Annotated in this window: 21 protein-coding genes and 1 pseudogene; 6 read left to right on the forward strand and 16 right to left on the reverse strand. The window is 70.7% G+C overall.

Annotated elements, in window-relative coordinates:
* Positions 1-491: 491 nt before the first annotated feature.
* The 4 genes from ABIA35_RS39090 to ABIA35_RS39105 all read right to left on the reverse strand — a co-directional run bounded on the left by ABIA35_RS39090 (position 492) and on the right by ABIA35_RS39105 (position 5,214).
* Complete coding sequence (locus ABIA35_RS39090; protein ID WP_370340883.1) at positions 492-1,436, reverse strand: carbohydrate ABC transporter permease; 945 nt, start codon at positions 1,434-1,436, stop codon at positions 492-494.
* 19 nt (positions 1,437-1,455) lie between these two features.
* Complete coding sequence (locus ABIA35_RS39095) at positions 1,456-2,403, reverse strand: carbohydrate ABC transporter permease (RefSeq protein WP_370340884.1); 948 nt, start codon at positions 2,401-2,403, stop codon at positions 1,456-1,458.
* A 106-nt stretch (positions 2,404-2,509) separates the two neighbouring features.
* Complete coding sequence (gene ngcE, locus ABIA35_RS39100) at positions 2,510-3,970, reverse strand: N-acetylglucosamine/diacetylchitobiose ABC transporter substrate-binding protein (protein ID WP_370340886.1); 1,461 nt, start codon at positions 3,968-3,970, stop codon at positions 2,510-2,512.
* Positions 3,971-4,170: 200 nt separating this feature from the next.
* On the reverse strand, positions 4,171-5,214 hold the full coding sequence (locus tag ABIA35_RS39105) for an N-acetylglucosamine kinase (protein ID WP_370361286.1): 1,044 nt from the start codon (positions 5,212-5,214) through the stop codon (positions 4,171-4,173).
* Positions 5,215-5,574: 360 nt separating this feature from the next.
* Here ABIA35_RS39105 and ABIA35_RS39110 point away from each other — a divergent pair, with 360 nt between their 5' ends.
* Positions 5,575-6,678 carry a LacI family DNA-binding transcriptional regulator gene (locus tag ABIA35_RS39110; protein ID WP_370361287.1) on the forward strand — a complete coding sequence of 368 codons (1,104 nt, stop codon included), beginning with the start codon at positions 5,575-5,577 and terminating at the stop codon, positions 6,676-6,678.
* A gap of 200 nt (positions 6,679-6,878) precedes the next feature.
* Here ABIA35_RS39110 and ABIA35_RS39115 read toward each other — a convergent pair whose 3' ends face one another.
* The 4 genes and pseudogenes from ABIA35_RS39115 to ABIA35_RS39130 form a co-directional block, all read right to left on the reverse strand.
* Positions 6,879-7,478 carry a hypothetical protein gene (locus ABIA35_RS39115; protein ID WP_370361288.1) on the reverse strand — a complete coding sequence of 200 codons (600 nt, stop codon included), beginning with the start codon at positions 7,476-7,478 and terminating at the stop codon, positions 6,879-6,881.
* Between the two features lie 74 nt (positions 7,479-7,552).
* Positions 7,553-8,734: pseudogene (locus ABIA35_RS39120) on the reverse strand (bifunctional aspartate transaminase/aspartate 4-decarboxylase); the annotation flags it as partial.
* Positions 8,695-8,973, reverse strand: coding sequence for a hypothetical protein (locus tag ABIA35_RS39125; RefSeq protein WP_370340931.1), 279 nt, complete (start codon positions 8,971-8,973; stop codon positions 8,695-8,697). The gene ABIA35_RS39125 and the pseudogene ABIA35_RS39120, both read right to left, overlap by 40 nt.
* Before the next feature lie 202 nt (positions 8,974-9,175).
* On the reverse strand, positions 9,176-9,760 hold the full coding sequence (locus tag ABIA35_RS39130; RefSeq protein ID WP_370361289.1) for a DUF421 domain-containing protein: 585 nt from the start codon (positions 9,758-9,760) through the stop codon (positions 9,176-9,178).
* A 164-nt stretch (positions 9,761-9,924) separates the two neighbouring features.
* Between ABIA35_RS39130 and ABIA35_RS39135 the strand changes: the two genes are divergently transcribed.
* Positions 9,925-10,527: a hypothetical protein gene (locus tag ABIA35_RS39135; RefSeq protein WP_370361290.1), complete on the forward strand. Its 603-nt coding sequence runs from the start codon at positions 9,925-9,927 to the stop codon at positions 10,525-10,527.
* Positions 10,528-10,927: 400 nt separating this feature from the next.
* Positions 10,928-13,300, forward strand: coding sequence for a YbhN family protein (locus ABIA35_RS39140; protein ID WP_370361291.1), 2,373 nt, complete (start codon positions 10,928-10,930; stop codon positions 13,298-13,300).
* On the opposite strand, the gene ABIA35_RS39145 is transcribed toward ABIA35_RS39140, so the two are convergent.
* Together ABIA35_RS39145 and ABIA35_RS39150 are read right to left on the reverse strand one after the other, a co-directional pair.
* Positions 13,295-13,987 (reverse strand): response regulator, encoded by a 693-nt coding sequence (locus ABIA35_RS39145; protein WP_370340894.1) that lies wholly within the window; start codon positions 13,985-13,987, stop codon positions 13,295-13,297. The two genes, ABIA35_RS39140 and ABIA35_RS39145, sit on opposite strands and share 6 nt — an antisense overlap.
* A complete protein-coding gene (locus tag ABIA35_RS39150) occupies positions 13,984-15,270 on the reverse strand; it encodes a sensor histidine kinase (protein ID WP_370361292.1) in 1,287 nt (428 codons plus the stop codon). The genes ABIA35_RS39145 and ABIA35_RS39150 overlap by 4 nt, the downstream gene beginning before the upstream one ends.
* A 28-nt stretch (positions 15,271-15,298) precedes the next feature.
* Between ABIA35_RS39150 and ABIA35_RS39155 the strand changes: the two genes are divergently transcribed.
* Positions 15,299-16,522 carry an RNA-guided endonuclease InsQ/TnpB family protein gene (locus ABIA35_RS39155; protein ID WP_370340896.1) on the forward strand — a complete coding sequence of 408 codons (1,224 nt, stop codon included), beginning with the start codon at positions 15,299-15,301 and terminating at the stop codon, positions 16,520-16,522.
* Between the two features lie 40 nt (positions 16,523-16,562).
* Here the strand turns inward: ABIA35_RS39155 and ABIA35_RS39160 are convergent, their stop codons facing one another.
* Both ABIA35_RS39160 and ABIA35_RS39165 read right to left on the reverse strand, forming a co-directional pair.
* On the reverse strand, positions 16,563-18,869 hold the full coding sequence (locus ABIA35_RS39160; RefSeq protein ID WP_370340897.1) for an MMPL family transporter: 2,307 nt from the start codon (positions 18,867-18,869) through the stop codon (positions 16,563-16,565).
* 180 nt (positions 18,870-19,049) lie between these two features.
* Positions 19,050-19,856: an HAD family hydrolase gene (locus ABIA35_RS39165; RefSeq protein WP_370340898.1), complete on the reverse strand. Its 807-nt coding sequence runs from the start codon at positions 19,854-19,856 to the stop codon at positions 19,050-19,052.
* A 127-nt stretch (positions 19,857-19,983) separates the two neighbouring features.
* Here ABIA35_RS39165 and ABIA35_RS39170 point away from each other — a divergent pair, with 127 nt between their 5' ends.
* Together ABIA35_RS39170 and ABIA35_RS39175 are read left to right on the forward strand one after the other, a co-directional pair.
* Complete coding sequence (locus ABIA35_RS39170; RefSeq protein ID WP_370361293.1) at positions 19,984-21,258, forward strand: glucarate dehydratase family protein; 1,275 nt, start codon at positions 19,984-19,986, stop codon at positions 21,256-21,258.
* Positions 21,259-21,323: 65 nt separating this feature from the next.
* The gene (locus ABIA35_RS39175; protein WP_370361294.1) at positions 21,324-22,469 is read left to right on the forward strand and encodes a hypothetical protein; all 1,146 of its coding nucleotides are present in this window, start codon (positions 21,324-21,326) and stop codon (positions 22,467-22,469) included.
* Here the strand turns inward: ABIA35_RS39175 and ABIA35_RS39180 are convergent.
* From ABIA35_RS39180 to ABIA35_RS39195, 4 genes are all read right to left on the reverse strand, one after another.
* Positions 22,466-23,137 (reverse strand): class F sortase, encoded by a 672-nt coding sequence (locus tag ABIA35_RS39180; protein ID WP_370361295.1) that lies wholly within the window; start codon positions 23,135-23,137, stop codon positions 22,466-22,468. The two genes, ABIA35_RS39175 and ABIA35_RS39180, sit on opposite strands and share 4 nt — an antisense overlap.
* 1 nt (position 23,138) lies before the next feature.
* Positions 23,139-23,693, reverse strand: a complete 555-nt coding sequence (locus ABIA35_RS39185) for a hypothetical protein (protein ID WP_370361296.1) — start codon at positions 23,691-23,693, stop codon at positions 23,139-23,141.
* 111 nt (positions 23,694-23,804) lie between these two features.
* A complete protein-coding gene (locus ABIA35_RS39190; protein WP_370340903.1) occupies positions 23,805-24,650 on the reverse strand; it encodes an SDR family NAD(P)-dependent oxidoreductase in 846 nt (281 codons plus the stop codon).
* 46 nt (positions 24,651-24,696) lie between these two features.
* Entirely contained in the window at positions 24,697-25,305 is a 609-nt protein-coding gene (locus ABIA35_RS39195) for a DUF2867 domain-containing protein (protein ID WP_370340904.1), read from the reverse strand.

The raw sequence follows: 25,305 nt of genomic DNA on the forward strand, positions 1-25,305 counted from the left end.
GGGCGATCCGACTTGATACCACCGGACCGGTCTGCTTCCGTTAGGCGACGATGCGACGGGGAATCCGGGACGAAGGCGACCACAAGCAGCGTCCGGCGGCAGCCAGCGCGACCCCCACTCCCCGGAGCGAGGCCGCTCGCCGCGCAGGCGCCGCCGGAGGCGCCCTTGACTGCCGCCTTTGACTGCCGCCTTTGACTGTGGCAGTAGCCAGCACCACCTACCCACACCACCGCCGCCCCGCAAAACCAGCGGCACCATCGACCCGCGCCACCAACGGATCCCGTGAACCATGCGCGAAGCCGTCAGAAAACGCCTGTGCCTGTCAGCCCACGACCAAACCGCACCCAGCCGCCAAACCCAACCACCCACACACAAGCCAAGAGCGTCCGCAAGCCGAGCGCCCTCGACACACCGGCCGGGCGGCGATGCGGTCGCCACCCGGCACTGGCTGCACTGGCTGCACTGGATCCGCTGGAAGCGCTGTGGAAGCGCTACTTCAGCGTCCCCGCCGTCAGACCCGCCTGCACCTGTCGCTGGAACGACAAGTACACCGCCATCACCGGCAGCATCGCGATCGTCATGCCCGCGAACAGGGCCGGGAAGTCGCCGCTGTAGCCCTGCGCCACCATCAGCGACACCAGGCCCTGCGACAGCATGTAGTGCGGGGCCTCGCCGTGCTGGGACTGCATCAGCACCACCGGCAGCAGGTACTGGTTCCACTGCCCCAGGATGTTGAAGATGCCCACGCTGATCAGGCCGGGCTTGGCCATCGGCAGCATCACCTGGAAGAAGGCGCGGGTGTGCGAGGCGCCGTCGATCATGGCTGCCTCGTACACCGCCGTGGGCAGGGTGCGGAAGAACGAGTGCAGGAAGAACACGGTGAACGGCATCGAGAACGCGACGTACACCAGGATCAGGCCCTGGTAGGTGTTCAGCATGTGCAGCTTGCTCACCTGGAAGAACAGCGGCACCAGCGCCAGGTACACCGGCAGCATGACGCCGCTGACGAACAGGTAGTAGATGAACCTGTTGCCCCGGAACTCGAAGCGGGCCAGGACGTAGGCCGCCATCGCCCCGAACAGCATCGTCAGGGTCACCGAGAAGACCAGGACGATGACCGTGTCCTTCAGGTACGTGCTGATGCCGGTGTGCCAGGCCCGGGAGAAGGCCCCGAAGGACCAGTGGTGCGGCCAGGACCAGGCGCTGCCGTTGAGTTCGCTGCTGTTCTTGAACGCGCCCAGGATCACCCACAGGACCGGGCCCAGGACCATGATGGCCCAGACCCCCATGAAGCCGGTGCCGAACACGTTCAGGGTCGCGCCGGACTCGGCGAACCGGCGCGAGCGCTCGCCGCCGGGTTTGCCCCCCTTCGGGTCGGCTGTGCCCGCTGTTCCGGGCGTCGCCGCGGGAGGGGTCTGCGTCATATCTGCTGCCATGTCGTCTTGTCCTCCGCGCTCAGTACTCGAGGCGCTCGCGGCGCGTGGCGCGCATGACGACGAGCGAAAGGATCAGGGTGATGAAGAAGATGACGACGCCCATCGCGCACGCGTAGCCGGCCTTGCCCAGCACCTGGAAGTTGCGCATCAGGTAGGTCGCCAGCACCTCGCCGTGCTCGTCCGGGCCGCCGCCGAAGCTGGAGCCCGGGGTCAGGGTGGCGACCAGGGCGAAGGCGTCCATCGCGGCGACCGCCAGGTACACCCAGGCGGTCTGGACCGAGTCCCACAGCAGCGGCATCGTGACCTTGAAGTAGGTCTGGGTCCGGCCGGCGCCGTCCAGCAGGGCCGCCTCGTAGTAGTCGCGCGGGATCTGCTGCATCGCCGCGGAGAACAGCACCAGGTAGAAGCCGACCCACTGCCACACCAGGATGAACATGATGCACCAGAGCACGAACGTGGGGGAGTTCAGGAACTCCCAGGGGTGGTTCGCGTCGGTCAGGCCGAGCTTGATGACCACCGCGTTGAACAGGCCGACGCTGTTGGACTCGTAGGCGGCCTGGAACAGGATCACGATGATCGCGACCGAGAGGACCTGCGGGAAGAAGAACACGATCCGGAAGAAGGCCGAGCCCCGGATCCCGCGCACGCCGCCGATCCCGCCCTTGCGCCCGCCCACGTTCAGCATGAAGGCGAAGAACATCGCCAGGACGATGGTGATGGTGGGGAACACGATCAGGATGATCATGTTGTGGGTGAGGGCCTTGAGGAAGATCGAGTCGTGGAACAGGTCCACGTAGTTCTTCAGCCCCACCACCTTGCTCGGCGGTGCGACGCCGCTCCACTCGGTGAGGGAGTAGCCGAAGGTCTCCACGTAGGGCCAGATGACGAAGATCAGGTAGACCGCGAGCGGCCCCGCGAGGAACGAGGCGATGAACAGCCGCTCTCTGGTCTTTTTGCGCAGCCGCATGGCGCGAGCTCCCGGGAGGGTCGGGGAGGGGTGGGACGGTGGGGCCGCGGACGCCGGGCCGGTGTCGGTACCGGGGCCGGTGTCCGCGGCGGGGAAGCGGGACGACTCAGCTGGTGCTGGTGGGCCGCTTGAACTTCTGCACCGAGGAGTCGGCGGCGCACTTGTCGGCCGCCGTCTGCGCGCGGCTGATGAAGTCCGCCGGCTTGATCTTGTTGGCCATCAGCTGGCCCATGGCGTCCTCGAGGTCCTTCTCCATCTGGGAGTACCAGTTGAGGTAGTACCACGAGATGACCTGGCCGTTGGCCCCCTGGTACAGGTCGTTGCTGGACTTGGTGCCCGGCTTGAGCTTGGCCTCGATGTCCGGGGTGATCGAGTCCTTGACCACCGACAGCGAGTTGGCGTTCTGGGCGAAGGAGGCGCCGCCGGCCTTGGAGCACATGATGCGCAGGAACTCCAGGCCGCCGGCCTGGTTCTTGGCCTTGCTCGGCACGATGAACGGCTCGCCGGCGCCGGCCCGGATCGCGGTCTGCGGCATCTTGTCGCCGTCCAGCGAGGGCATGGCGAACACGGCCATGTCGAAGCCGGCCGGGGTGGCGGCCATCTGCTCGTTCTCCAGCCACGACCCGCACGGGATGACCGCGGCCTTGCCCTGGTTCCACAGGGTCTGGGACTGGATGTGGGTCAGGCCCTCGGTGCCCGGGAGCATGTAGCCCTTGTCCACCAGCTCGTAGATGGCGTTGACGCTGTTCACGACCGCGTCGGCCTTCCAGGCGTTGGGCTCCAGGTTGTCGATGGCGGTCTGCACGTCCGGGCCGCCGTTCTTGGCGACCAGGTCCATCAGCGGCACCATCATGTAGTACGGGTACTTGCCCTGGTGCGCGAACGGCGCCATGCCGCTGGCCTTGATGGTCGCACACAGCGTCATGAAGTCGGCCCACGTGGTGGGGACCTGCCAGTTGTTCTTCTTGAACGTCGAGGAGGAGTACCACAGGCCGAAGACGGTGAACGCGTAGTTCAGCGAGAACATGCTCTGGCCGAGCTGCCCGGTCTCGATGGTGCCGGCCAGCAGGGTGTCGCGGACCTTCTTGCTCGGGTCGTCGATCGACGGCGCGTTCAGCAGCTCGTCCAGGTTGGTCAGCTGGCCGCTGGAGTTCAGCACGTCCAGCTTCAGCTGCTGGGCGCCGGAGTCGTCGATGACGTCCGGCGGGCTGCCGGCGTTGAAGCGCGGCTGCAGGTCGCCGGTGAGGTTCTGGCCGCTGTGGTGCGCGACCGCGGCGCCGGGGAAGCTCTTGGTGTACAGCGACTCGAAGGCCTTGGCGTAGTCGTCGCCGTAGCCGCCCTTGAAGATGTAGACGTCCAGGGGGCTGGAGGCCTTCACCCCGAACGGGTTCTTCGGGTCCGAGGAGTTCGCGGCGGTCGAGGAGTTGCTGCTGCTCTTGCTGCTCCCGCTGCCGGCCGCGCACCCGGCTGCCAGGGCCGAGCCGGGGCCGACCATGGCCGCGATCGCGGCCGAGCGGACCAGCATCTGCCGGCGGGAGACGTCGGCGGGCAAGCCGTGTTCTGACACTGTGGTTCTCCTGATCGACGAGAAGCGGTGCGCCGGGGGGTTCCGGCTGTGAGGGGAGGTGCGCTCGTGCGGTGTGCTCAGGTGATGCGAGTGCTCGGCCGTACGGTGCTGCGCGGTGCTGGGTGGTGCTGGATGGTGCCGGTGGTGCGGTGTCGTGCGACAGGTTTTGCTCGAGTTGCTCGGTAGGTTATGAGATTTTGTCAGCTGGCGGTAGGTATCGAAAACAATCGCTCACGGACTTCCGAGGGAGGCACCGGCCCGACGCGGGCCAGCGCGAGCCACGCGGCGGCCGCCGCGCCGTCCAGAGCCTCGCTCACCGGGGCGTCCGGCCAGCGCTCGCGCAGCATCCGCCGCACGCGCTCGGCGACCGGTGTCGGATTGGTCAGGATGCTTCCGGCCAGCACGATCGGGCTGGCCGCGTCGGAGGTGCGGACGGTGGTCAGGGTCTGCGCGAGGTGCTCGACGGCGCGGTCGGCGATCGCCTCGGCGACCGGGTCGTGGGCTGCGCAGGCGGTGGTCAGCAGCGGGGCCAGGCGGGCCAGTGCCGTCGGGGGCTCGGCCATCACCGCGGCCACCAGCTCGCGGGCGGTCAGAGGCGGTTCGTCGGTGCCGGGCGATGAAGCAGAGTCGGATGCCGATGCGGTACCCGGCCCCGCCGGGCGCAACCGCAACGATTCGATCACGAGGCCGGTGAGCGCGGTCGCCGGGCCCTCGCCGTCCAGCGCGGCCATCGCCGCCAGCACCGCCTGACGTCCCAGCCAGAAGCCGGAGCCGCGGTCGCCGAGCAGCCAGCCGTGGCCGTCGGACCGCGCGGCCATCGCGCGGTCCTTCACGGCGATCGCGACCGCGCCGGTGCCGGACAGCAGCAGCGAGCCCTCCGCGGCGGCGGTGCCGGCCGCGAACGCGATCAGCGCGTCCGGCTCGTACTCGACCGGGCAGCGGATCCCGACACGGGCCCAGACCTGGGTGAACGCCTGCCCGCCGGGCAGGTCCTCGCCGGAGGGCAGGGCCCCGCCGCCGGCCAGGCCGAGCACCACGTGGCGCACGGCGGCCGGGTCCAGGCCGGTCAGCGCCTGCTCCACCGCCTCGGCCAGGGCGGCCGCGGCCCGCTCCGGTCCCAGGCCGGTCGGGTTGCCCCCGGAGGCGCGTCCGGCGCCCCGCCTGACCCCCCGCGGCGTGACCGCCAGGACCCGCGTCGACGTGCCGCCGACGTCGAGTCCGAGGACCAGCGCCTCGTCGGTCATGGTGGGTCTCGCCTCTCCGCAGCCGGGTGGAACGTTTCAATTCCACGTTGCGTGGAACTTAGAACCCGGATAATGCGACGTCAAGGGTTGACCTGGAAGTGCAACGGTAAAGATGCCGAAGGTATACGGTACGGCGCGCAGCGGCCACCGCCGCCGGTCCTTGAAACGTTCCAAAGGGACTGGCGTCCCCTGGCGGCTGTCTAGACCTGTGGCCGCCCCGGATTCGACTGTGCCACACAAAGCCCAGGCGGTCTAGACCGCCCCGGGGCCGTGCCCGAAACAGGATGTTGACTGCGGTGAGCGCGGCCGTTTAGCCTCCTCGGCACGGCCACCGGGCGGATCGGGATACAAGGGGCGTGCGTGACGAAGAGCGCGGGCATGCGAGATGTGGCCCAACTGGCCGGGGTGTCGGTCGGCACGGTGTCGAACGTGTTGAACCGCCCCGACGCGGTCTCCCCGGGCACCCGGGCGCGGGTCCAGGCGGCCATCGCCGAGTTGGGCTTCGTCCGCAGCGAGAGCGCGCGCCTGCTGCGCGCCGGCAGCAGCCAGGTGCTGGCCCTGCTCGCGCTGGACCTGGCCGACCCGTTCTTCGTCGGCGTGCTGCGCGGCGCCGAACAGGCGGCTCGCGCGGCGGACCTCGGCGTCCTGGTGATGGACAGCGCCTCCAGCGCCGCCACCGAGGCCACGCACCTGGTGATGCTGGCGCAGCAACGGGTCCGCGGCGTGCTGGTGACTCCGGCGGACGTCAGCGGCGCGACCCTGGCAGAGTTCGGCCGCGCCCGGATCCCGTACGTCCTGGTGGATCGCGACATACCGGGCGGAATCGGATGCCGGGTCCTGGTGGACGACGTCGCCGGCGGCGCGATGGCGGTGGCGCACCTGATCGCGGCCGGCCATCGGCGGATCGCCTACGTCCCCGGACCTCTGGAGCTGCCGCAGTATCGCGACCGGCTGGAGGGTGCGCGCTTGGCGGTCGCCGGGGCCGGGGCCGGGGCCGGGAACGGGGCTGGGGCCGGAGCCGCCGCGGCCGCCGACGGGGGCGTGGACCTGGTGATGCTGCCGGGCGCGCGCGGCGACGTGGCCGCGGGCCGCGACGCGGCGGCGCGGATGCTCGGGCTGGCGGAACGGCCGACCGGCGTGTTCTGCGGCAACGACCTGATCGCCCTGGGGATGCTGCAGGGCCTGTTCGCCGCCGGGGTGGCGGTACCGGGAGACGTGGCGATCGTCGGGTACGACGACGCGGAGGTCGCCGCGGCCGCCGTGGTGCCGCTGTCCTCGATCCGGCGCCCCGCGACGCGCGTGGGGAAGGCCGCCGCGGAGCTCTTGGTGGAGGAGAGCGGCGCGGCGGCGGGGGAGCATGTGCACCGCGAGCTGGTGTTCCAGCCGGAGTTGGTGGTCCGCGCTTCCAGCTTGGCGACGGCCGCGGTTACTCCGGTGCCCTCGCCTCGAAACCCGGACAGCTGAGCACCGGCAGCCGCGGGTACCTCGGGAAGCGCGGGTCGTCGGCGGCGCGGGTGCAGCGCCAGTAGACGGTGCCCTTGCGCGTTTCGTTCCGGTGTACGTGGCTGCACATCGCGCACAAGCCCGGCTCCGGGCCGACGGGCAGTGATCTGTCGGGCTCCGGGCCGCCGTGATGTGCTCTGCCCGGCTCCGGGCCGCTGTCCTCAGACATGCGCCGTTCCGCCATCGGCCGCCATCGCCGCGGCGATCTTCCGGTTCGTCTCGGCCCACCGCTCGGCCTCGATCTTCGGCAGCACGTCCTCCCAGATGAGCAGACACGACCCCCGCATCTGCAGCATGCCCTCCGGCCGAGCCGAGAACCACCAGTGCAGGTGGTCCCCGCCGTCGCCGAAGCGCGCCACGTGCACGCGCGCTATCCCGCCGAGGCCCACGATCGCCCGCTCCACACGCTGGAACAGCGCCCCCAACTCGACGGCGCGCTCGGCCGGCAGGTCCGCCAGATCGCAGTGCACCCGCGGTTCCAGCATCACCAGCGCCGGGATCGACGCCTCGGGGAACGTCCGCAGCCGCCAGTGCTCGTCGGTCCAGATGTAGTCCGAGTCCGTCCAGGCACACGGACTGCACGGCGTTCCGCCCGGCGCACCGTTGCGGGGCGGCTCCGGAAGCACCGGCGGCTGGAGCTTCCTCACCCGCAGATCGCCCTCGAAGGGGAAGATCTCCCAGCCCGGGATGCCGTCGGCGTCGAAGGGGATCTCCTGGCCGATGGGGAGGTGCTTGACGTAGTCGCTGGGTTCGGTCGTCATGGGTCAGCAGGATAGCCAAACGGCCGCCGGCTAAGGATCTTCGCCCTCGCCGCCGGCCGCCCCGCTGTATCAGTTCACTGTTTCGCCTTCGTCCTCGTCTGTGTCTGTGTCTGTGTCTGCGTTTTCAGCCACTCGTCCTTGTACTCGCCCATGATCGCGTGCAGGTGGTGGCCGATCTTCAGATAGTCCAGGTCGTCCAGGTTCGCCAGCGACACCCGTACCGACCAGCCCGGTCCGTCGAACCCGCCGCCGTTCAGCAGTACCACCGAGGCCTGGTGCGCCAGCCGGAACACCACGTCGGTGGGTTCGTAGTTCCGCACCAGGTGGTCGGCGAACTCCTTGCTCTCGAAGGCCTCCGCCTCGGCCAGGATGTCGAGCTCGACGTAGTAGCAGGCGCGCCCCGGGTCCTGGCTGATGTGGTGGACGCCGATGCCCTCCATCAGCAGGTCCAGGCGGCGGTGGACGATCGTGCGCAGCAGCTCCTTGTACTCCTGGCCCTCAGGCAGCAGGTCGAACAGGGAGAACAGCATCATCATGGTCTGCTGGCCGGTGGACAGGCCCGCGGTGTGGTTCAGCGCCACCGAGCGGCTGTCGGCGACCAGGCGGTCGATGAACTTGATCTTGCCCGGACGCAGAGCCAGGGTGCTGTAACGCTCGGCCAGCTCCTCCTTCTTGGCCTTCGGCAGCTTGGAAAGCAGGTGGTCGAAGACGTTGTCCTCGGCGAGCGCGATCACCCCGAGCCGGTGGCCGGTGGCGCCGTAGTGCTTGGACCAGGAGTAGACCAGCGCAGTGTTGCGCGGGCAGGTCGCGGCCAGCGAGCGGAAGCCGGGGACGAAGGTGCCGTAGACGTCGTCGGTGATGATGGCCAGGTTCGGGTTCCGGGTCTTGACGATCTCGGCGATGCGGTCGCGGACCCGGTCGGACAGCGCCGTCGACGGCGGGTTCGAGGGGTTCACCAACATCAGGGCCTTGACCTTCGGGTCGGCCAGCTTGTCGACCTCGGAGTCGGGATAGCGCCACATGTGGACGCCCTCCTCGGTCATCATGTCCGACTTCACCTGGACCACGTCGAAGGAGTAGCGCTCCAGCTCCGGGATCTCGATGTACGGGGTGAAGATCGGCGTCATCAGGGCGATGGTGTCGCCCTTGTGCAGGATGCCGTTGGCGACCAGTGTGTCGAACAGGCTCGGGGTTTGCCTGGAACTCCGCGCACCCTCTAAGGCTCCGGATACGACCCGGGATCGCTCTGGTTCCCGGGCTGCCAGTCCCGCCCGAGCCGGTTCATGGCCTCGTCGATCCGGTCCCGCTCCTCGGCGGGCACTGCCGCGGCGGCCTGCTCGTCGGCCGCGGCCTCGCGCTCGGCCCGCTTCTGCGAACGCCGCACGGCCAGCCAGCCCCCGGAGGCGATCGCCGCCAGCGAGGCCCACACCATGGGCCGGTTCCACCACGACCCGCCGCCGCGCAGGGCCACCACCGAGGCGAGCACGGCATGCATACGAACTCCCGTCGCCGACCGGTGCGCACCGTCGCGCCCGAAGTGGGCTCCATGATTTCCGGACGCGCGCGGCCCGGCGGCCGTGACACGCCAGCACCGGGGCAACGGTGCCCCGATCGGATGATTCGGCCGATGGTCGGTGGAGGTGCTGACTGCCGCTCGCGTCGCCTGCCGTCCGCGCCGGTTCGCCTGGCTGTTCTCGTCACGTGTTCCGCAGGAGCAGCATGTCCAGCCGCTCCTGGATCCGCGCCAGATCCGCCCGGATGTTCTCCACGTCGCCCCGGTCGGCGCCCTCCTCGCTCTCCTTGAGCTCGATCAGCATGGTCCCGCCCGGCGCGATCACCATCTCCCGCACGTCGCTCACATGCTCGGCCCCCTGCTTCCGCGACGACACGATCACGTCCGCCGGCCGCAGCGCCAGCCGCCGCAGCGTCCTGATCTGGAGCTTGCCGTCCCGGATCAGCACACTGGGGCTGCCCTCCAGCACCCGCTCCAGCCGCGGCGTGCGGTCGCTCAGGTACGCCTGCAGCCGCACGAACAGCGCGTTCACCGCGATCAGCACCGCCGCACCGTAGATCCCGCCGATCAGCGAGTTGTCGGGCCCGATCACCGCGTTCTGCACCACGTTCGACAGCAGCAGCACCACGGACAGGTCCAGCGTGTTGAGCTGCGCCAGCTCCCGCTTCCCGGCCAGCCGGAGCAGGACCACGATCGCGGCGTAGACGATGATCGTGCGCAGGGTCTTGTCGCCGTACGAGACGCCGGTGGTGAACAGGTCGTGCCACATGAGCCCATTGTCCGCAGTGCCCGCACACCAGGCGGGGAGGCACCGCTGGGCCGAACGGGTGGCGGCACTCCCCGGCGGCCTATCCCCGGGTGCGCCCCGCCCCGCGCGGTGTTCGACTGCTGAGGGTTCGACAAGCGGCGACGGATCGACACCTCGGAGGCCTGATGATCGGGCTGGCGGCGGCGGCAGCCATCCTGCTCGCCCCGCTGTCCGCGCCCGCCGGCGGCCACCCCGCCCCCCTGTCGGTGGCGATCCAGGCCACCGGCGCCCAGGACGTGTCCTACGCCATCGAGATCAGCAACACCACCGCCTACACGGTCACCGACGCGGTGATCACCCAGCAACTCCCCTCAGGCCTGGACTACGTCACCGCCACCCCGGCCCCCCACCGCACCGGCCGCCACCTGACCTGGACCCTCACCATCCCCGCCCACGGCACCGCCCGCATCACCACCACCGGCGCCCCCGGCCGCCACGTCGGCGCCCGCCCCCTGGACCACATCACCCAGGCGGGCACCCCGCACCACGGCCACCACCCCCACCCGACGACAACCGTCTGCGCCCGCGAAGACACCGGCCCCCAGTCCTGCGCCACCGGCCGCGGCGCCCTCCACCCACAGCCGGTGTCCCACAGCGAACGCGCCACGCTCACGCTCGCCGCAGCCGCCGCCGCAACGATCGCGGCCCTGCTCGCCGCCCCGCGCTTCCGGCGAGGACGACGGCGGCGCGCGGCGAACGCGCTGGAGCGAGTCGGCGTTGAAGGCTGATCCGGGGGCCGGTGCGGCCGGGGCCGGGGCTGGGACCGACGCCGAGGCCGGGGCCGGCGCTGACGACGATGGTGTGGGCGCCGGTGCGGGTGCTGCTTCGGGTGCTGCTTCGAGTGGCCGTGCCTCGTTCGAGTGCCGCAGCGAGCTCGCCGGTGCCGCTCCTGGTGCCGGTTCGGCCGCCCGCGCGCCGGTCGACCACCGGAGCGCGTTCGGCGACCACAGATTCCCGGCCCCGCCCCGCTGCTCCGGCGCACATCAGCGGACTGCCGCCACCACACCTCCCTCTCCGCCCCCACCGCCCGCCGACCCACCCCACTTCGCCGACCGACCCCCCGACCCGCACCGCCGCGTCCGCCTCCCCTCCGACCGCCTCCGCCTCATCGGCGCCGTCGCCCTGGCCGTGCTTCTGGCCGCGGCCGGGGTCGTGGGTCACCGGGCCGGGTGCGATCTGCGGCAGGAGATCCTTCACCGGGCGTCCGCCTTCCCTCGCTTCCTGCTCTACGTCGTGCAGGTCGTCTCGTTCCTCGCCGTGATCGCCGTGCCGGTCGCCGTCGCTGTGGAGCGCGTGGTCAAGCGCGAGACCGTGCAGGTCGTCGATGCCGTCGGGGCTTCGACGGTGGCCTATCTCGCCGCGTTCGGCGTCAACATCGCCACCTCGCACTACCAGGACTCCTCGGTCGCGCAGGCCATCGGTGGCGCGACGCCGATGCAGATCCAGCTCGCGGTCGGGGTCGCGGCGGTCACCGTCCTCGGGTTCAGCCGGAGTCAGTACCGGAGCCTGTTCCTCAGTGCCGCCGCGCTCGGCGGGCTCGCCGTGGTGCTGCTCGGGCAGGACTCCGTCACCGGGGTGCTGCTGTCGGCGCTGCTCGGCCGGATCGTCGGGCGGGCCTGGCTGTCGGTACGCGGCGTCCTCGACACCCGTCCCGGCATCGCCCGTATCCTCACCGAGCTCGACCACGTCGGGTTCCGCGCCCACCCCGGCTCGGTCCGCGTCCTGGAGCCCGGAGTCGACGGCGCGCGCCGCTTCCTCGTCACCGTCGCGAACCACGGCAGCGGCAGCGGCAACGGCAACCGCGACAGCTACCGCAAGGGCAACAGCAACCGCGACAGCGCCAGCAACCGCCAAACCCTCGACCTCGCCGTCCTCGACCAAAGCCAGCGCGCCGCCTACCTCACCTCCCGCCTCTGGCAGTGGATCCGCCTGCGCGGCCCGGTTCGCCGCCGCAGCTTCTTCTCCCTGCGCCGCACCGTCGAAAGCGAAGTCCTGATGTCCATGGCGGTCGAGGCCGCCGGCATCCGCACCCCCCGCCTGCGCACCGCGCGCCAGGTCGACCAGGACACCGCCCTGCTCGCCTACGACCACCTCGACGCCCCGCGCGTCGCCGACCTCCCCGACCGCGCCTGGACCCCCGGCCTGCACAGCGGTATCTGGGCCCTGTGGCAGCACCTGCGCTGCCGCCAGCTCGCGCACCGCGAGCTCACCACCGACCACCTCCGCCTGGACCCCTCCGGCCGGCTGTGGCTCACCGACGTCGGCTACGGCGAGATCACCGCCGAGGACCTCCTGTGCCGCCTGGACGGCGCCGAACTCCTCGTCTCCCTCGCCCTGCGCGTCGGCCCGGCCCGGGCCACCGAAGAAGCGGTCGACGCCCTCGGCCCCGCGACCGTCGCCTCCCTGCTCCCGCTCATGCAGCCGATCCTGTTCTCCGAGGGCACCGCCAAAGCCCTGCGCCGCCACCGCGCCGCCGGCGACCGCGCGGACATCGTCGGCGCCATCCGCGACCGCATCATCGCCCTGCATCCCGAGGCCGACGTCCAGCCGGTCAGCCTGGAGCGGGTCCGGCCCCGCACCGTCCTGAGCATCGTCGGCGGCACCATCGCCTTCTACCTGCTGGCCACCCAGCTCACCGGCTTCCAGGTGCCCGAGCTGGACACCTGGCAGGCCTGGGGCTGGGTGGTCGGCGCCGCCGTCGCCTCCGCCGTGACCTACGTCGCCGCCGCGTTCAACCTCCTGGGCTGCGTCAAGGAACGCGTCCCGGTCGCGACCACCGTCCTGGCCCAGGTCGCGGCGGCCTTCGCCGGCCTGGTCGCCCCGGCCTCCGTCGGCGGCCTGGCCGTCAACACCCGCTACCTGCAGCGCACCGGGATCCCGGTGGCGCGCGCCGTGACGGCCGTCGGCGTCTCACAGGTCATCGGCTTCGCCTGCTACCTGCTCCTGCTGCTGTTGTTCAGCGCCTTCGCGGGGAGCCACCGCAAGGAGTCCGGCGGCCTGTCGGCGATCACGCCGTCGGCGACGGTGACCGGCGTGATCATCGCGCTGGCCGTGATCGGCCTGCTGATCGCGGCCGTCCCGAAGCTGCGCACCCTGGTGGTCAGCCGCGTCAAGCCGCTGGTCACGGACATCGGCCCGGAGTTCCTCCAGGTCGCCCGCACCCCGCGCAAGCTGGCCCAGGCCTTCGGCGGCGCGCTGGGCCTGCCGCTGGCGGCCACCCTGTGCCTGTGGGCGTCGGTGAACGCGGTGAGCGGCACCGAGGTGAACCTGGCCGCGATGGGCGTGGCCTACCTCCTGGCCAAGGCCGTGGGCTCCCTGGTGCCCACCCCCGGCGGCATCGGCGGCGTCGAGGCCGTGCTCACCGCCGGCCTGACCGCCGCCGGCGTGCCCTCGGCGGTGGCCGCCACCTCGGTGATCGTCTTCCGGCTGCTGACCTGGTGGCTGCCGGTGATCCCGGGCTGGTTCGCGTTCACGGCGTTGCAGCGGCGCGGGGCGCTATGACGACCCGCCGGAGCCAGGCCGCACCAGCCCCGACTCGTACGCGATCACCACGACCTGCGCCCGATCCCGCGCGCCGAGCTTCGTCATCGCCCGGTTGACGTGCGTCTTGGCGGTCAGCGGCGTGACGAACAGCTGGGAGGCGATCTCCTCGTTCGACAGTCCGGCGGCGACCAGGGTGACGACCTCCAGCTCCCGTGCGGTCAGCGCGTTCAGGGGAGCGGTGACGGTCGGCGGGTCGGAGGCGGAGGGCTGAGCGAGGAAGCGGGCGATCAGGGCGCGCGTGGCGGCGGGCGAGAGCAGCGACTCCCCGCCCGCGACGATCCGGATGGCCCGGAGCAGCTCCTCGGGGTCCACGCCCTTGCCGAGGAAGCCGCCGGCTCCGGCGCGCAGCGCCTCGGCGACGTACTCGTCCTGCTCGAACGTGGTGAGGATCAGTACCTTGACGCCGGCCAGTTCCGGATCGGCCGCGATCAGCCGGGTGGCCTCCAGGCCGTCCAAGACCGGCATCCGGATGTCCATCAGCACCAGGTCCGGGCGCAGTTCCTGGGCCAGTTTCGCCGCCGCCGCGCCGTCGCCGGCCTCGGCGACGACCTCGAAATCGGGGGTGGAGTCCAGCAGCAGGCGGAAGGTGCCCCGCAGCAGCGCCTGGTCGTCGGCCAGCAGGATGCGGATCGGCGGCGCGTTCATGCGAGGGCCTCAGCAGCCTTCTCGTAGGCCGCCGAAGGGTTTTCGGCGCTGCTTTTAACTCCGGTGCCGACTCCGGCACCGACTCGCACCGCCAGCGGCAACTCCGCCTCGACCCGGAACCCGCCGCCGGACCTGGGCCCGGCCGCGAACGTCCCGCCCACCGCCTTCACCCGCTCCTGCATCCCGATCATCCCGTGCCCCGTGCCCATCCCCGACCGCGCCGGTCCCCGGCCGCCGTCGTCGTCCACGCGGATCCGCACCGCGTCCGCGGCGACCTCGACCCGCACCCGCGCCAGCGCCGAACTCCCGGCGTGCTTGTGCGTGTTGGTCAGCGCCTCCTGCACGATCCGGTACGCCGTCAGCCCGGTCAGCGCCGGCATCGGCCGGAGGGCGTCGGCGCCGGGACCGGCCATCGCCACGTTCAGTCCGGCGTGGTGGAACGACTCCACCAGCGCGTCCAGATCCCCGAGCCCCGGCGCGGGCTCGCGCGGGGGCGCGGACTCGTCGCCGGCGCGCAGCAGTCCGACCGTCGCGCGCAGCTCGTCCAGGGCCGAGCGCGACGTGTCCCGGATCCGCTCAAGCGCCTCGTACGCGTGCGAGGGGTCGGTCTTCATCAGGTGGTGCGCCACTCCGGCCTGGGCGTTGACCAGCGTGATGTGGTGCGCCACCACGTCGTGCAGCTCGCGTGCGATCCGCATCCGCTCCTCGGTGACGCGCCGCAGCGCCTCGTCCTCCTTGGTCCGCTCGGCGTGCTCGGCCCGCTCCATGGCCGAGGCGAGCAGCTCGCGCCGGCTGCGCGCGGCGTCGCCGACGGCCACCGCGAGCCCGACCCAGGCGATGAAGCCGAGGTTCGCGGCCAGGTCGTCCATGCCGGGCCGCAGGATCAGGGCGAACGAGGTCAGGGCCACCGCCGTCACGGCCCCGACCTTCACCGTGGTGGGCCGGTCGGAGCGCTTGGCGAAGGAGAACAACGCGATGGCGCAGGCGATCGGCGGAATGCTCGGCACGCCCACGAACGGCATCGCCGCCACCTCCACCGCGGAGGTGCCGACCACCGCGCCCAGCGGCCACCGGCTGCGGAACAGCAGCGGGACGGCCACCGTGGTCAGCAGCGCGGCCGCCGTCTCGGCGCTGACGTGCTTGTGCAGCGCCGAGACGAACATGGCCGGGGACAGCAGGACCAGGTACAGCACGGTGGTGACGATGTCCCGGCTGGTCGTGCCGGGACGCAGCCACTCTTTGACCTGGTGTGTCACCTGCACGTTCGGCGCATGTCCGAACATGTCAGTCCCTTCTCGTAAGTTCAAGATTGTGAGGACGGCGTTCAAGTGTCGGGCGTACCCGGATCCCGAGCAGGCTGCGATCCTGGCCCGCACCTTCGGGTGTGTGCGCCTGGTGTGGAACAAGGCGCTCGCCGACCGTACGGCTGCCTGGCGCGAGCGCCGGGAGCGGACGTCGTATGCCGCCTCGGACCGGGCACTCACCCGGTGGAAGAGGACCGACGAGCTGTCGTTCCTTTCGGAGGTGTCCTCGGTACCGCTGCAGCAGGCACTCAGGCACCAGCATGCCGCGTTCGCCGCCTTCTTCGCCAAACGTGCACGCTACCCCCGTTTCAAATCTCGTGGCGGTCGGCAGTCGGCTCACTACACTCGGTCCGCCTTTCGTCTGAGCGACGGCATGTTGTGCCTGGCCAAGACCACTGCGCCGCTTCTCTTCGTGTGGTCTTTCGACGAGGTGGACATCACGACGCTGAACCCGACGACGGTGATCGTGTCCAGGGAACCGGACGGTCGTTGGTATGTGGTGTTCGCCGTGGAGACCGGCGACCCGAAGCCCGAGTCCCGGACCGGACGCGAGGTCGGAATCGACCTGGGCCTGGCCCACTTCGCCACCACTTCCGATGGTGGACACATCGCCAACCCGCGTCACTTGGAACAAAAGCTTGTCAAGCTCAAGCGTTATCAGCGCCGCATGGCGCGTGCCCAGCGTGGCTCGAAGAATCACAAGAAGGCTCAGACCAAGGTTGCCAAGGTCCATCGCGAAGTCCGTGACGCGCGGTCCGACTTCTTGCACAAGACCAGCAGCCGCCTGGTCGCCGACCACGACCTGATCGTCGTCGAGGATCTGAACGTCGCCGGGATGGTACGGAACCGGAGCGTGGCCCGTTCGATCTCGGATGCTTCCTGGGGTGAGTTCCGTCGTCAGCTCGAGTACAAGTGTGCGCGTGCTGGACGGTGCCTGGTGGCGATCGACCGCTGGTACCCGTCCAGCAAGATCTGCAATGAGTGCGGGTACCAGCGAGCCGCGCTTAGCCTTTCGGTGAGGACGTGGCGGTGTCCCGCCTGCCGCTCCCGGCATGACCGGGACGTGAACGCGGCCAAGAACATCCTTGCGGCTGGTCGAGCCGTAGCCCGCAGCGATCCGGGCGATGCCTGCGGAGCTGAGGTGAGACGGCAAGGGCCCTCCCTTCCGCGCTCGGCTTGGAAACAGGAAGTGTCCCAACCGGTGCGCTCTCGTGCAGCGGCTCAGCTGTGAGGCTGAGGGGAGTCCCCGCCTTGTAGAGGTGGGGTCAGAGTCAATGTAGGCGGTGATTCGCGTAAGCCAGCTCGGGCTCGTCGTGCGGTCCGCCCGTCGCCGGTCCGGCGCCGGCGGCCGGGTCCGGCTCGCCCTCCACCGACATGTGCGGCAGCACCTTGTCCAGCCACTTCGGCAGCCACCAGTTGGCGCGCCCGAAGCGGTGCATCAGGGCCGGGACCAGGATCAGCCGGAGCATCAGCACGTCCAGCAGGATCGCGGCGGCCAGTGCCAGGCCGAACTCGGCGATGACGCGCTCGCCGTTGAACAGGAAGGCGCCGAAAACGCAGGTCATGATGACGCCCGCGGCCACGATCACCTGGCCGGTCTCGCCGTGTCCGACGCGCACCGCGCGGCTGTTGTCCTTGGAGTGCGACCACTCCTCGTGCATGCGGCTGATCAGGAAGACCTGGTAGTCCATCGACAGCCCGAACAAGATGCTGATCACGATCACCGGGACGAAGGCCTCCACGGGCCCGGCGCCGCCGGCTCCCAGCGCCTCCGAGCCCCAGCCCCACTGGAACACCGCGACCAGCGAGCCGAAGGCCACGCCCATGGTCAGCAGGTTCATCGCCACGCCGATCAGCGGAACGAGCAGGCTGCGGAAGGCCAGCATCATCAGCACGCAGCCCAGCCCGACGATGATCGCCACGAACAGCGGGAGCTTGCTGGTCAGGGTGTGGCTGAAGTCGTTGCTGATCGCCGTCGAGCCGGAGACCATGACGTGCAGCGTGGTCCCGGCCTCGGCCTGCGGGATCACGTCGTGCCGCAGGTTGTCGATCAGGTCCGTGGTGGCCTTGTCCTGCGGCGAGCTGACCGGCACCACCTGCACCACGCCGAGCTTCTGCCCGGGCTGCATCGGCTTGGCGGCCACCGCGGCCACGTCCGGCACGGTCTTGATCCGGTCCACCAGCTTGCTCAGCGCCTGCTGGTCGCCAGCCGCCGGGGTCTGCGCCACCAGTGTCAGCGGGCCGTTGAAGCCCTTGCCGAAGCCGTCGGCCAGCAGGTCGTAGGCCTGGCGCGTGGTCGTGGACTTCGGGTCGTTGCCGGCGTCGGAGTTGCCCAGGCGGATGGAGAAGAACGGCACTGCGACCACCGCCATGACGGCGATCGCCAGCAGCCCCTTGCCCAGCGGCCGGGCCTGGACCTTGCCCGCCCAGCGGGTGAACACGGACTCGGGCTGTCCCGGGGTGCCGGAGGACGGGCGGCGGCGCGAGGCGCGGGCGTAGGGCACCAGCACTCCGACGCCGGCCTGGCGCGCGGCCAGCTCCCGGCGCTGCTTCTTGCTCAGCACGCGCAGCTTCAGGAACCCGAGCATCGCCGGCAGCAGGGTGATCGCCGCCAGCACCGTCATCGAGACGGTCACCGCCGCGCCGATCGCCATGCCGTTCAGGAAGCTCAGGCCCAGCGCGAACATGCCCAGCAGCGCGATGACCACGGTCCCGCCGGCGAAGATCACCGCGCGTCCGGAGGTGTTCAGCGCCTTGGCCACCGAGTCCTCGACCGACAGCCCGGCCATCAGGCCCTTGCGGTGCCGGTTGACGATGAACAGCGCGTAGTCGATGCCGACGCCCAGACCCACCAGCGTGGCCAGGGTCGGGGCGGTGGAGCTGATGGAGAACAGGTGCGAGAGCTGGCCGGTGCCCATGATCCCGGTGATGACGCCGGCCACCCCGGTCAGGATCGGCATCACGGCCGCGCCGAAGGCCCGGAACACCAGGCCCAGCACGATCAGCGCGGCCACCACGCCGATCAGGTCCGCGGCGCCGCCGACCTTGCGGTCGGCCTGGCTGATCGCCTGCCCGCCGAGCTCTACTTGCAGGTTGCCGCCGCGCGCGCTCTGTGCGACGTCGATCACGTGCGTGATCTGCGCGTTCGGGATGTCGTGCGCCTCTTGCGAGAAGTTGACCGTCGCGTAGGCGGTGGTCTGGTCCTTGCTGATCTGTGTTTGTTTGGCAGTCTGTACGGCGCCGCTCGCCCCGCTGTAGGGGCTGGTGACCCCGGCCACGCCGGGCGAGGTGGCGATCTGGTTCAGCGCGTCGGTCATGCGCTTCTGGACGTCGGCGTCGGTGACCTTGGCGCCGCCGCTGGTGTGCCAGACCACCTGGTCGGTGTCCCCGGCCGAGGCCGGCAAGGACTGCTTGAGCAGGTCCAGAGCCTGGCTGGACTCCGAGGCCGGGATCGACATCGTGTCGTTGTACTTGGTGCCTGCCGAACCGGTCAGGGCTCCGAGGCCGATGATCAGCGCCAGCCAGACGAGGACGGTGACGAGGCGGCGCTTGTGGCACCAGCGGGCAATGACGGACATCAGGGCTCCCCGGACTTCTACGAACATGGAACGCGTGCGTTTACACGGTGCCGAAAGCCGGGGGTGCGGCGCGTCTGGCAAGCGCAGACACTTGCTCTGCTGCGGTCGTAGTACGGGGGAGGGGACGCTACTACCGGGGGAGCATCGCCGTAGTCAGGCGGTCACGGTTCGCTGTGGCGATCACGCGCCGAGCAGCGTCTCCAAGAACTCGGCGACCCCGTCGTCCTCGACGGATCCGATCACGCCGTCGGCCGCGGCGATCAGGCTGGCGTGCGCGTTGCCCACGGCGTAGGAACGGCCGGCCCAGCTGAACATCGACAGGTCGTTCGGCATGTCCCCGAAAGCGATGACCCGCTCGGCGGTGACGCCCAGCCGCGCGGCGTGCCGGGCCAGTCCCTCGGCCTTGCTCACCCCGGGCGCCACGGCCTCGACCAGCCGCAGACCGTTGGAGTGGTAGACGGTGACCAGATCCCCGACGACCGGCCGGGCCAGGGCGAGCAGTTCGTCGGCGGACAGGCTCGGGTGGCGGCCGACCAGTTTCGGCGCGGGCCGTCCCCACAGGGTGGCTTCGTCGAGACGCTGGACCGTGATGCCGCGATCCCAATCCCAGGGCTCGTAAAGGGAATCGGCGGCGAGCGAGTCGGCGTATTCCACGGCCAGGCCGATGCCCGGGATCGCCTCGCGCATCGCGCGGGCCACCTTCTCCAGCGTCGCGGGGTCGATGCCGTACTCGGCGACCACCGCGCGGGCCCGCAGGTCGTAGTCGTAGGCGCCGTTGGAGCAGACGGCCAGACCGTTGACCGCGAAGGCGTCGGCGATCTGGCCCATCAGCCGCGGCGGCCGTCCCGTGACGAAGACGAACGGGATGCCGGCCTGCTCGAGCGCCGCGAAGGCCGCGACGGTCCGCCGCGAGACGGTGCCGTCGTGCCGGACCAGGGTTCCGTCCAGATCGCAGGCTATGAGGTCGGGGCGCGTCGCGGTCGTCATGGCCACCATTGTGCTTGAGACCCGTCTTGACGGGGTCCGGTGCGCGCCACTACCTTTCACGGCGTCGAGCAGATTCATATCCGTGGTCTTTATTCACGGATGTGAAAGCGAGGGTGGAGGACCGGCAATGACCGACTTGAGGATCGTTGATGTCGTCATCACGCCGATCGCGTTGAAGGACCCGCCTCTGCTCAACTCCTCGGGCGTGCACGAACCGTTCGCCCTGCGCTCGATCGTCGAGGTGAAGACCGACGCCGGCATCGTCGGCGTCTCCGAGGCCTACGGCGACGACGCGACGCTGGCGCTGCTGCACAAGGCCGCCACGGCGGTGATCGGCACCGACGCCTTCGACCTCAACGAGCTGAGCCGCCGGGTCGCGAGCGCGGTCGGCGGCTCCGAGGCGTCGTCCCCCACCGAGCTGATCGGCGCGGCCAGCAAGGACAAAACCGTCGCCCAGGCCTTCGCGGCCTTCGAGGTGGCGTGCTACGACGCCCAGGGCAAGGCGACCGGGCGGCGCGTGGTCGACCTGCTCGGCGGCGCGGTGCGCGAGCGGGTCGACTTCAGCGCGTACCTCTTCTACAAGTGGGCCGAGCACCCCGGAAACTTCGAGGTCGACGACTGGGGCGCGGCGCTGGACCCCGACGGGATCGTGAAGCAGGCCCGCCGGATGGTGGACCGCTACGGATTCGGCTCACTGAAGCTCAAGGGCGGCGTCTTCGCGCCCGAGGAGGAGATCGAGGCTGTCAAGGCTTTGCGACGCGAGTTCCCCGATCGTCCAGTGCGCATCGACCCGAACGCCAACTGGTCGGTGGAGACCAGCCACAAGGTGGCGGCGGCGCTGGAGGGCGAACTGGAGTACCTGGAGGACCCGACGCCCGGCATCCCCGGCATGGCCGAGGTCGCGGCCAGGACCTCCCTGCCGCTGGCGACCAACATGTGCGTCACCAGTTTCGCGGAGATCCCCGAGGCGGTGCGTCTCGGCGCGGTCCAGGTGATCCTGTCCGACCACCACTTCTGGGGCGGCTTCCGGGCGACGCAGACTCTGGCAGGGCTCTGTCAGACCTTCGACCTCGGACTATCGATGCACTCGAACACGCACCTCGGCGTCAGCCTCGCCGCGATGGCCCACATCGCCGCCGCGACACCGAACCTGACGTACGCCCTCGACACCCACACACCGTGGAAGTCCGAGACCGAGGACGTGGTCGCCGGCGGCGGTCTGACCTTCACCGACGGCGCGGTGACGCTGCCGGACGGCCCGGGACTCGGCGTCGAACTGGACCGGGACGCGGTTGCCGCGCTGCACGAGCAGTACCTCACATGCGGTATCCGCAAGCGCGATGATGTGGGATGGATGCAGCGGGTGCGGCCGGAGTGGACCGGCAAGCGGCCGCGCTTCTGAGCTTCTGGGCTCCAGGACTTCTGAGATTGTGACGGGCTGAAACGACGACGGTCGGAGGCGGGCCAATGAGCGCGGCGGCGTATGTGTATCCGTGGGATGTGGTCGGCGACGCCTCGGCGGCCGAGTCGGTCGCGGGCCTCGGCGTCGACCACGCGGTCGTCGCAGCCTTCTACCATGCGACCCGGGCCCTGACGCCCCGGCATCCGCTGCGCCGCGTGGTCGTGGCCGAGCACAGCGCCTCCTACCTGCCGGTCGGCGAGGCCTGGGAGCAGGTCCTGCCCCCGGCGCAGCGGTGGGTCGAGGCCGAGGACGCCTTCGGGGCGACGGCCGCGGCGCTGGCCGCCGCCGGGGTGCCGACGCACGCGTGGGTCGTGGTGGACCACGTCGACGGCTTCGACGCGCCGCACGTGGTGAACGCCTACGGCGACGTGTACCCCTGGGCCCTGTGCCCGTCGCACGAAGCAGCCCTCGAATACGCGGTCGGCCTCGCGGCGGTCATCGCGGCCCGCCCCGACATCGCCGGCGTCGAGTTCGAGGCCGCCGGCTGGTACGGCTTCGACCACCTGCACGAGCACGACAAGGTCGCCGGCGTCCCGCTGTCCGAGGACGAGTTGTACCTGATGTCGCTGTGCTTCTGCGACGCCTGCCGCGAGGAGTATCAGGCCTCTGGCATCGACGTCGGCGGCCTGCGCGAGGCGGTGTGCACCCGCCTGGACGCCCGCTTCGCCGCGGCCGCGTCCGCACCGCTGTCCGGCGGCCTGCCCGACCCGGACCTGGCCACGGCGGTCCTGGCCACGCGCACCCGCGTGGCGAACCGCCTGCGCGGCGCGATGGTCCGCGAGCTGCGCACCCAGCGCGACCCCGACTTCCCGATCCTGTTCCACGCCAATCCCGACCCCCGCCGCTCGACGGCCTTCACCGGCCTGGACGTGGCCACGCTGCCGAAGGACACCGGCATCGTGGTGAACTGCTGGAAGGGCTCGACCGACAACATCGCCGACGCCCTGGGCCACGACGCCCCGGTGAACGCCGGCCTGCTCGGCGTGCGCGGCATGGGCGCCGACACCGACGGGCTCGCCGCCCGGGCGGTCGCGATGCGCGCGGCCGGCGCGAGCGGGATCCGGCTGTATCACGCGGGGCTGGCTTCGAACGCTGATCTGGACGCGATGCGGGGTGCGATCGCTGCGTTCCACGGGGCTGCGGCGCGCTAACCGCCGGCAGCCAGGGCGCTGGTCTCGGGCCTGATGAGGTGCGCGTAGACGATGACGTTGCTGTCGTAGCTGGTCTCCTTGGACCAGCCGCCTCCGCATGTGATCAGGCGGAGCGCGGCATAGCCCACCGGGCCGTAGACCTTGGCCGCCGGGAACTGGGATTTTCTGGCGACCTCGACGGAGTCGACGGTGAAGACCGCGGTGGTGTGGTCGGCCCGGTCGACGTAGACGGTGTCGTGGGGACGGACCGAGCCCAGGTGGTAGAACGCCGCTTTGCCGGTCGGCACCAGGCGCGAGTCGACGTGCGCGATGATCACGGAGTCGCCGACCGATCCGGGCGCCGCGCTCTGGGTGAACCATCCGGCGGATCTGGCCCTGGCCGGGGAGGGGACCGCGAGCTCGCCGTCGCGGGTCTGGCCGACTCCGACGACGGGGGCGTCGATGCCGACGTCGGGGATCCTGACCCGGACCGGGTCCGAAGCGGTCATGGCGATCTGCGGGTCGTCGGGGATGGCCGCGGGCAGCGGCTGGACCGCCGAGGCCGGCGGTTGCGGCGGAGGCTCCGGCGCCGACTTGGCGCCGTGGAACATCAGGATCGCCGCGAGCGCGCAAACGGCGGCCGCCGCCATGGGCAGGCGGCCGCCGTTCGAAGTCCTCGATGAGGCCACGTCAGGAGTTCGATCCCGCCCGCCGGCGGCGCACGGCGACCCCGCCGAGCGCCAGCGCGGCCCCGGCCAGGACGCCGCTCAGCGCCATCTCGCCCGGAGCCGTCCCGGCCTGCTGCGTCGCGCCGTCGCCGGCCGCGCCGCCGCCGGTCCCGACCCGCAGGAAGGTGCTGCCGCTGAGCATCGGCCCGCTGCTGCCGTTCGAGCAGGTCGCGTTGACGGAGTACAGGCTGGGCCGGTCTGGGGCCGCCGCCGTGCCGACGAACGTGGTCGGCGCGCCGGGCCGCGAGGGGCGGGACGGGGGGCCGAAGTCGATGACGAAGCCGGCCTGGGCTCCCGGGTTCGGGATGGGGCTGAACGACCCCATGGCCGTGCTCCACGAACTCGCGCCGGCGATGCTGGGGCAGGTCAAGGTGACGGTGACCTTGGCGCCCGGAGCCGCCACCGACGGGGACACCGTGACCGAGGCCCCGGTGTCCGCGTGGGCCGGCGCCATCGCCAGCGCCGACAGCGCCGCGCCCAGAACCGCGGCCCCCTTGACCCTTGCGCTGATACTCATGACTTCCGCAATCTCCTCTCCGGGCACCCGCGATGGGTGCCGCCGGAGATGTCATGCGACATGTTCAGCCAGGTGTACCTGACTTTGCGCCGAATGGGGGTATATACCGCCTTATTCGCCCGGCAATCCCACCAGCTTCAAGCTGAGCCGGTACAACTCGCCCCGCGCCTGCTTGTCGTAAGCCTGCTTCAACGCCTGCGACTCCCGCTGCCGGTCGTAGAACCGCCCGCTGACCCCCGCCAGCTTCGGGTCCGTCACCAGCCGCCACGTCGCCTCGACACCGGTCTCCAGGGTGTCGATGCTGTGTCCGACTTCCTGGAGCACCATCTTCGTCGGCATGTACGTCGCCGGATGCAGGCTGTTGAACGTGACCTCGTCCGCCGGCACCCGCTCGGCCAGCTCCACCGCCGACGCGATCTGCGCCAGCTTGCTCTGGCAGTAGGCGCGCGTGCCGCTGTAGCCGTGCTCCAGCATCACGTCGTCGAACTCGATCTCCTGCTGGCCGAGCGAGGCCACGTTCACCACCCGCGCCGGCGCGGAGGCGCGCAGCAGCGGCAGCAGTTCCTGCGTGAGCAGGAATCCGGCCAGGTAGTTCACCGCGAAGCGCAGTTCGTACCCGTCCTTGCTCTCGCGCCGGTCGCGGCCGTCGGGCTCGCCGCCGCCGATGCCGGCGTTGCTCACCAACGCGTCCAGCCGCTCGGTGGACGCGCGGACCGCCGCCGCGAGTTCTCGTACCTGCGCCAACTCCGCCAGATCGGCGCGGAACGTCTCGGGCCGCGCCACTCCGTGCTCGTCGCGGATGGCGTCGGCGACCGCGTCGAGGCGGGCCTGGTCGCGTCCGTGCAGCAGGACGGTGTCGCCGGCGGCGGCCAGCCGGTGGGCCAGCGCGCGGCCGAGGCCGTCGGTCGCGCCGGTGATGAGGACTATGCGGGAGAGGACTATGCGGGAACGAGTCATGGCACGGACTCCTAAACAGGCTGTGCTGAAAGCGTGCGCGACCAGCCTACCCCTTGTCGAGACGTCCCGTCTCGGTTAATTGCCGCCAGTGCCGCTCCCAGACGCGCCCCAGCGCCGGATAGACGATCAGGTGCCGGAAGGGCTTGATGAACGCCATGTACGCCGACCCGGCCCGGCCGTTCGGCTTCACCAGCACCGCCAACTGCCCGCGCCAGCCGCCCCGGCCGTCGGGCACCCAGCCGAGGTGCAGGATCCCGTGCATGGTTCCGTTGGCGATCTCCATCGCGCGCTCGTTCTCGCGCTCGTAGACCAGCGTGAAATCAGCATTCTTATTCAGCTGCTTGTCCGGTGTGGCGTCGCGCACCTCCGCCGGCAGGCGCTCCCGCAGCGACGGCACTCGCGCCCCGAGTCCGCGCGAGCCCCGGTCCAGCCGCAGTACCGAGCCCAGCTTCAAGCGCAGCCAGAAGAGCGCCTTCGTCGGCGCCGAGGCTTGTTCCCGCAGTCCGCCGTCGAACACCGCCAGCAGCACCGGGAAGTCGTCCGGGCCGCCGCCGGGCGCGGGCATCTCCCAGACGTCCTCCAGCGCGAAGTCGCCGGCGATCTCGTGGATCAGCCACGGCTGGGCGGTGTGCGCCGCCCCGGGGAGTCGTCGCAC

Source organism: Catenulispora sp. MAP12-49 (genome assembly GCF_041262705.1).
Taxonomy (GTDB): Bacteria; Actinomycetota; Actinomycetes; order Streptomycetales; family Catenulisporaceae; genus Catenulispora.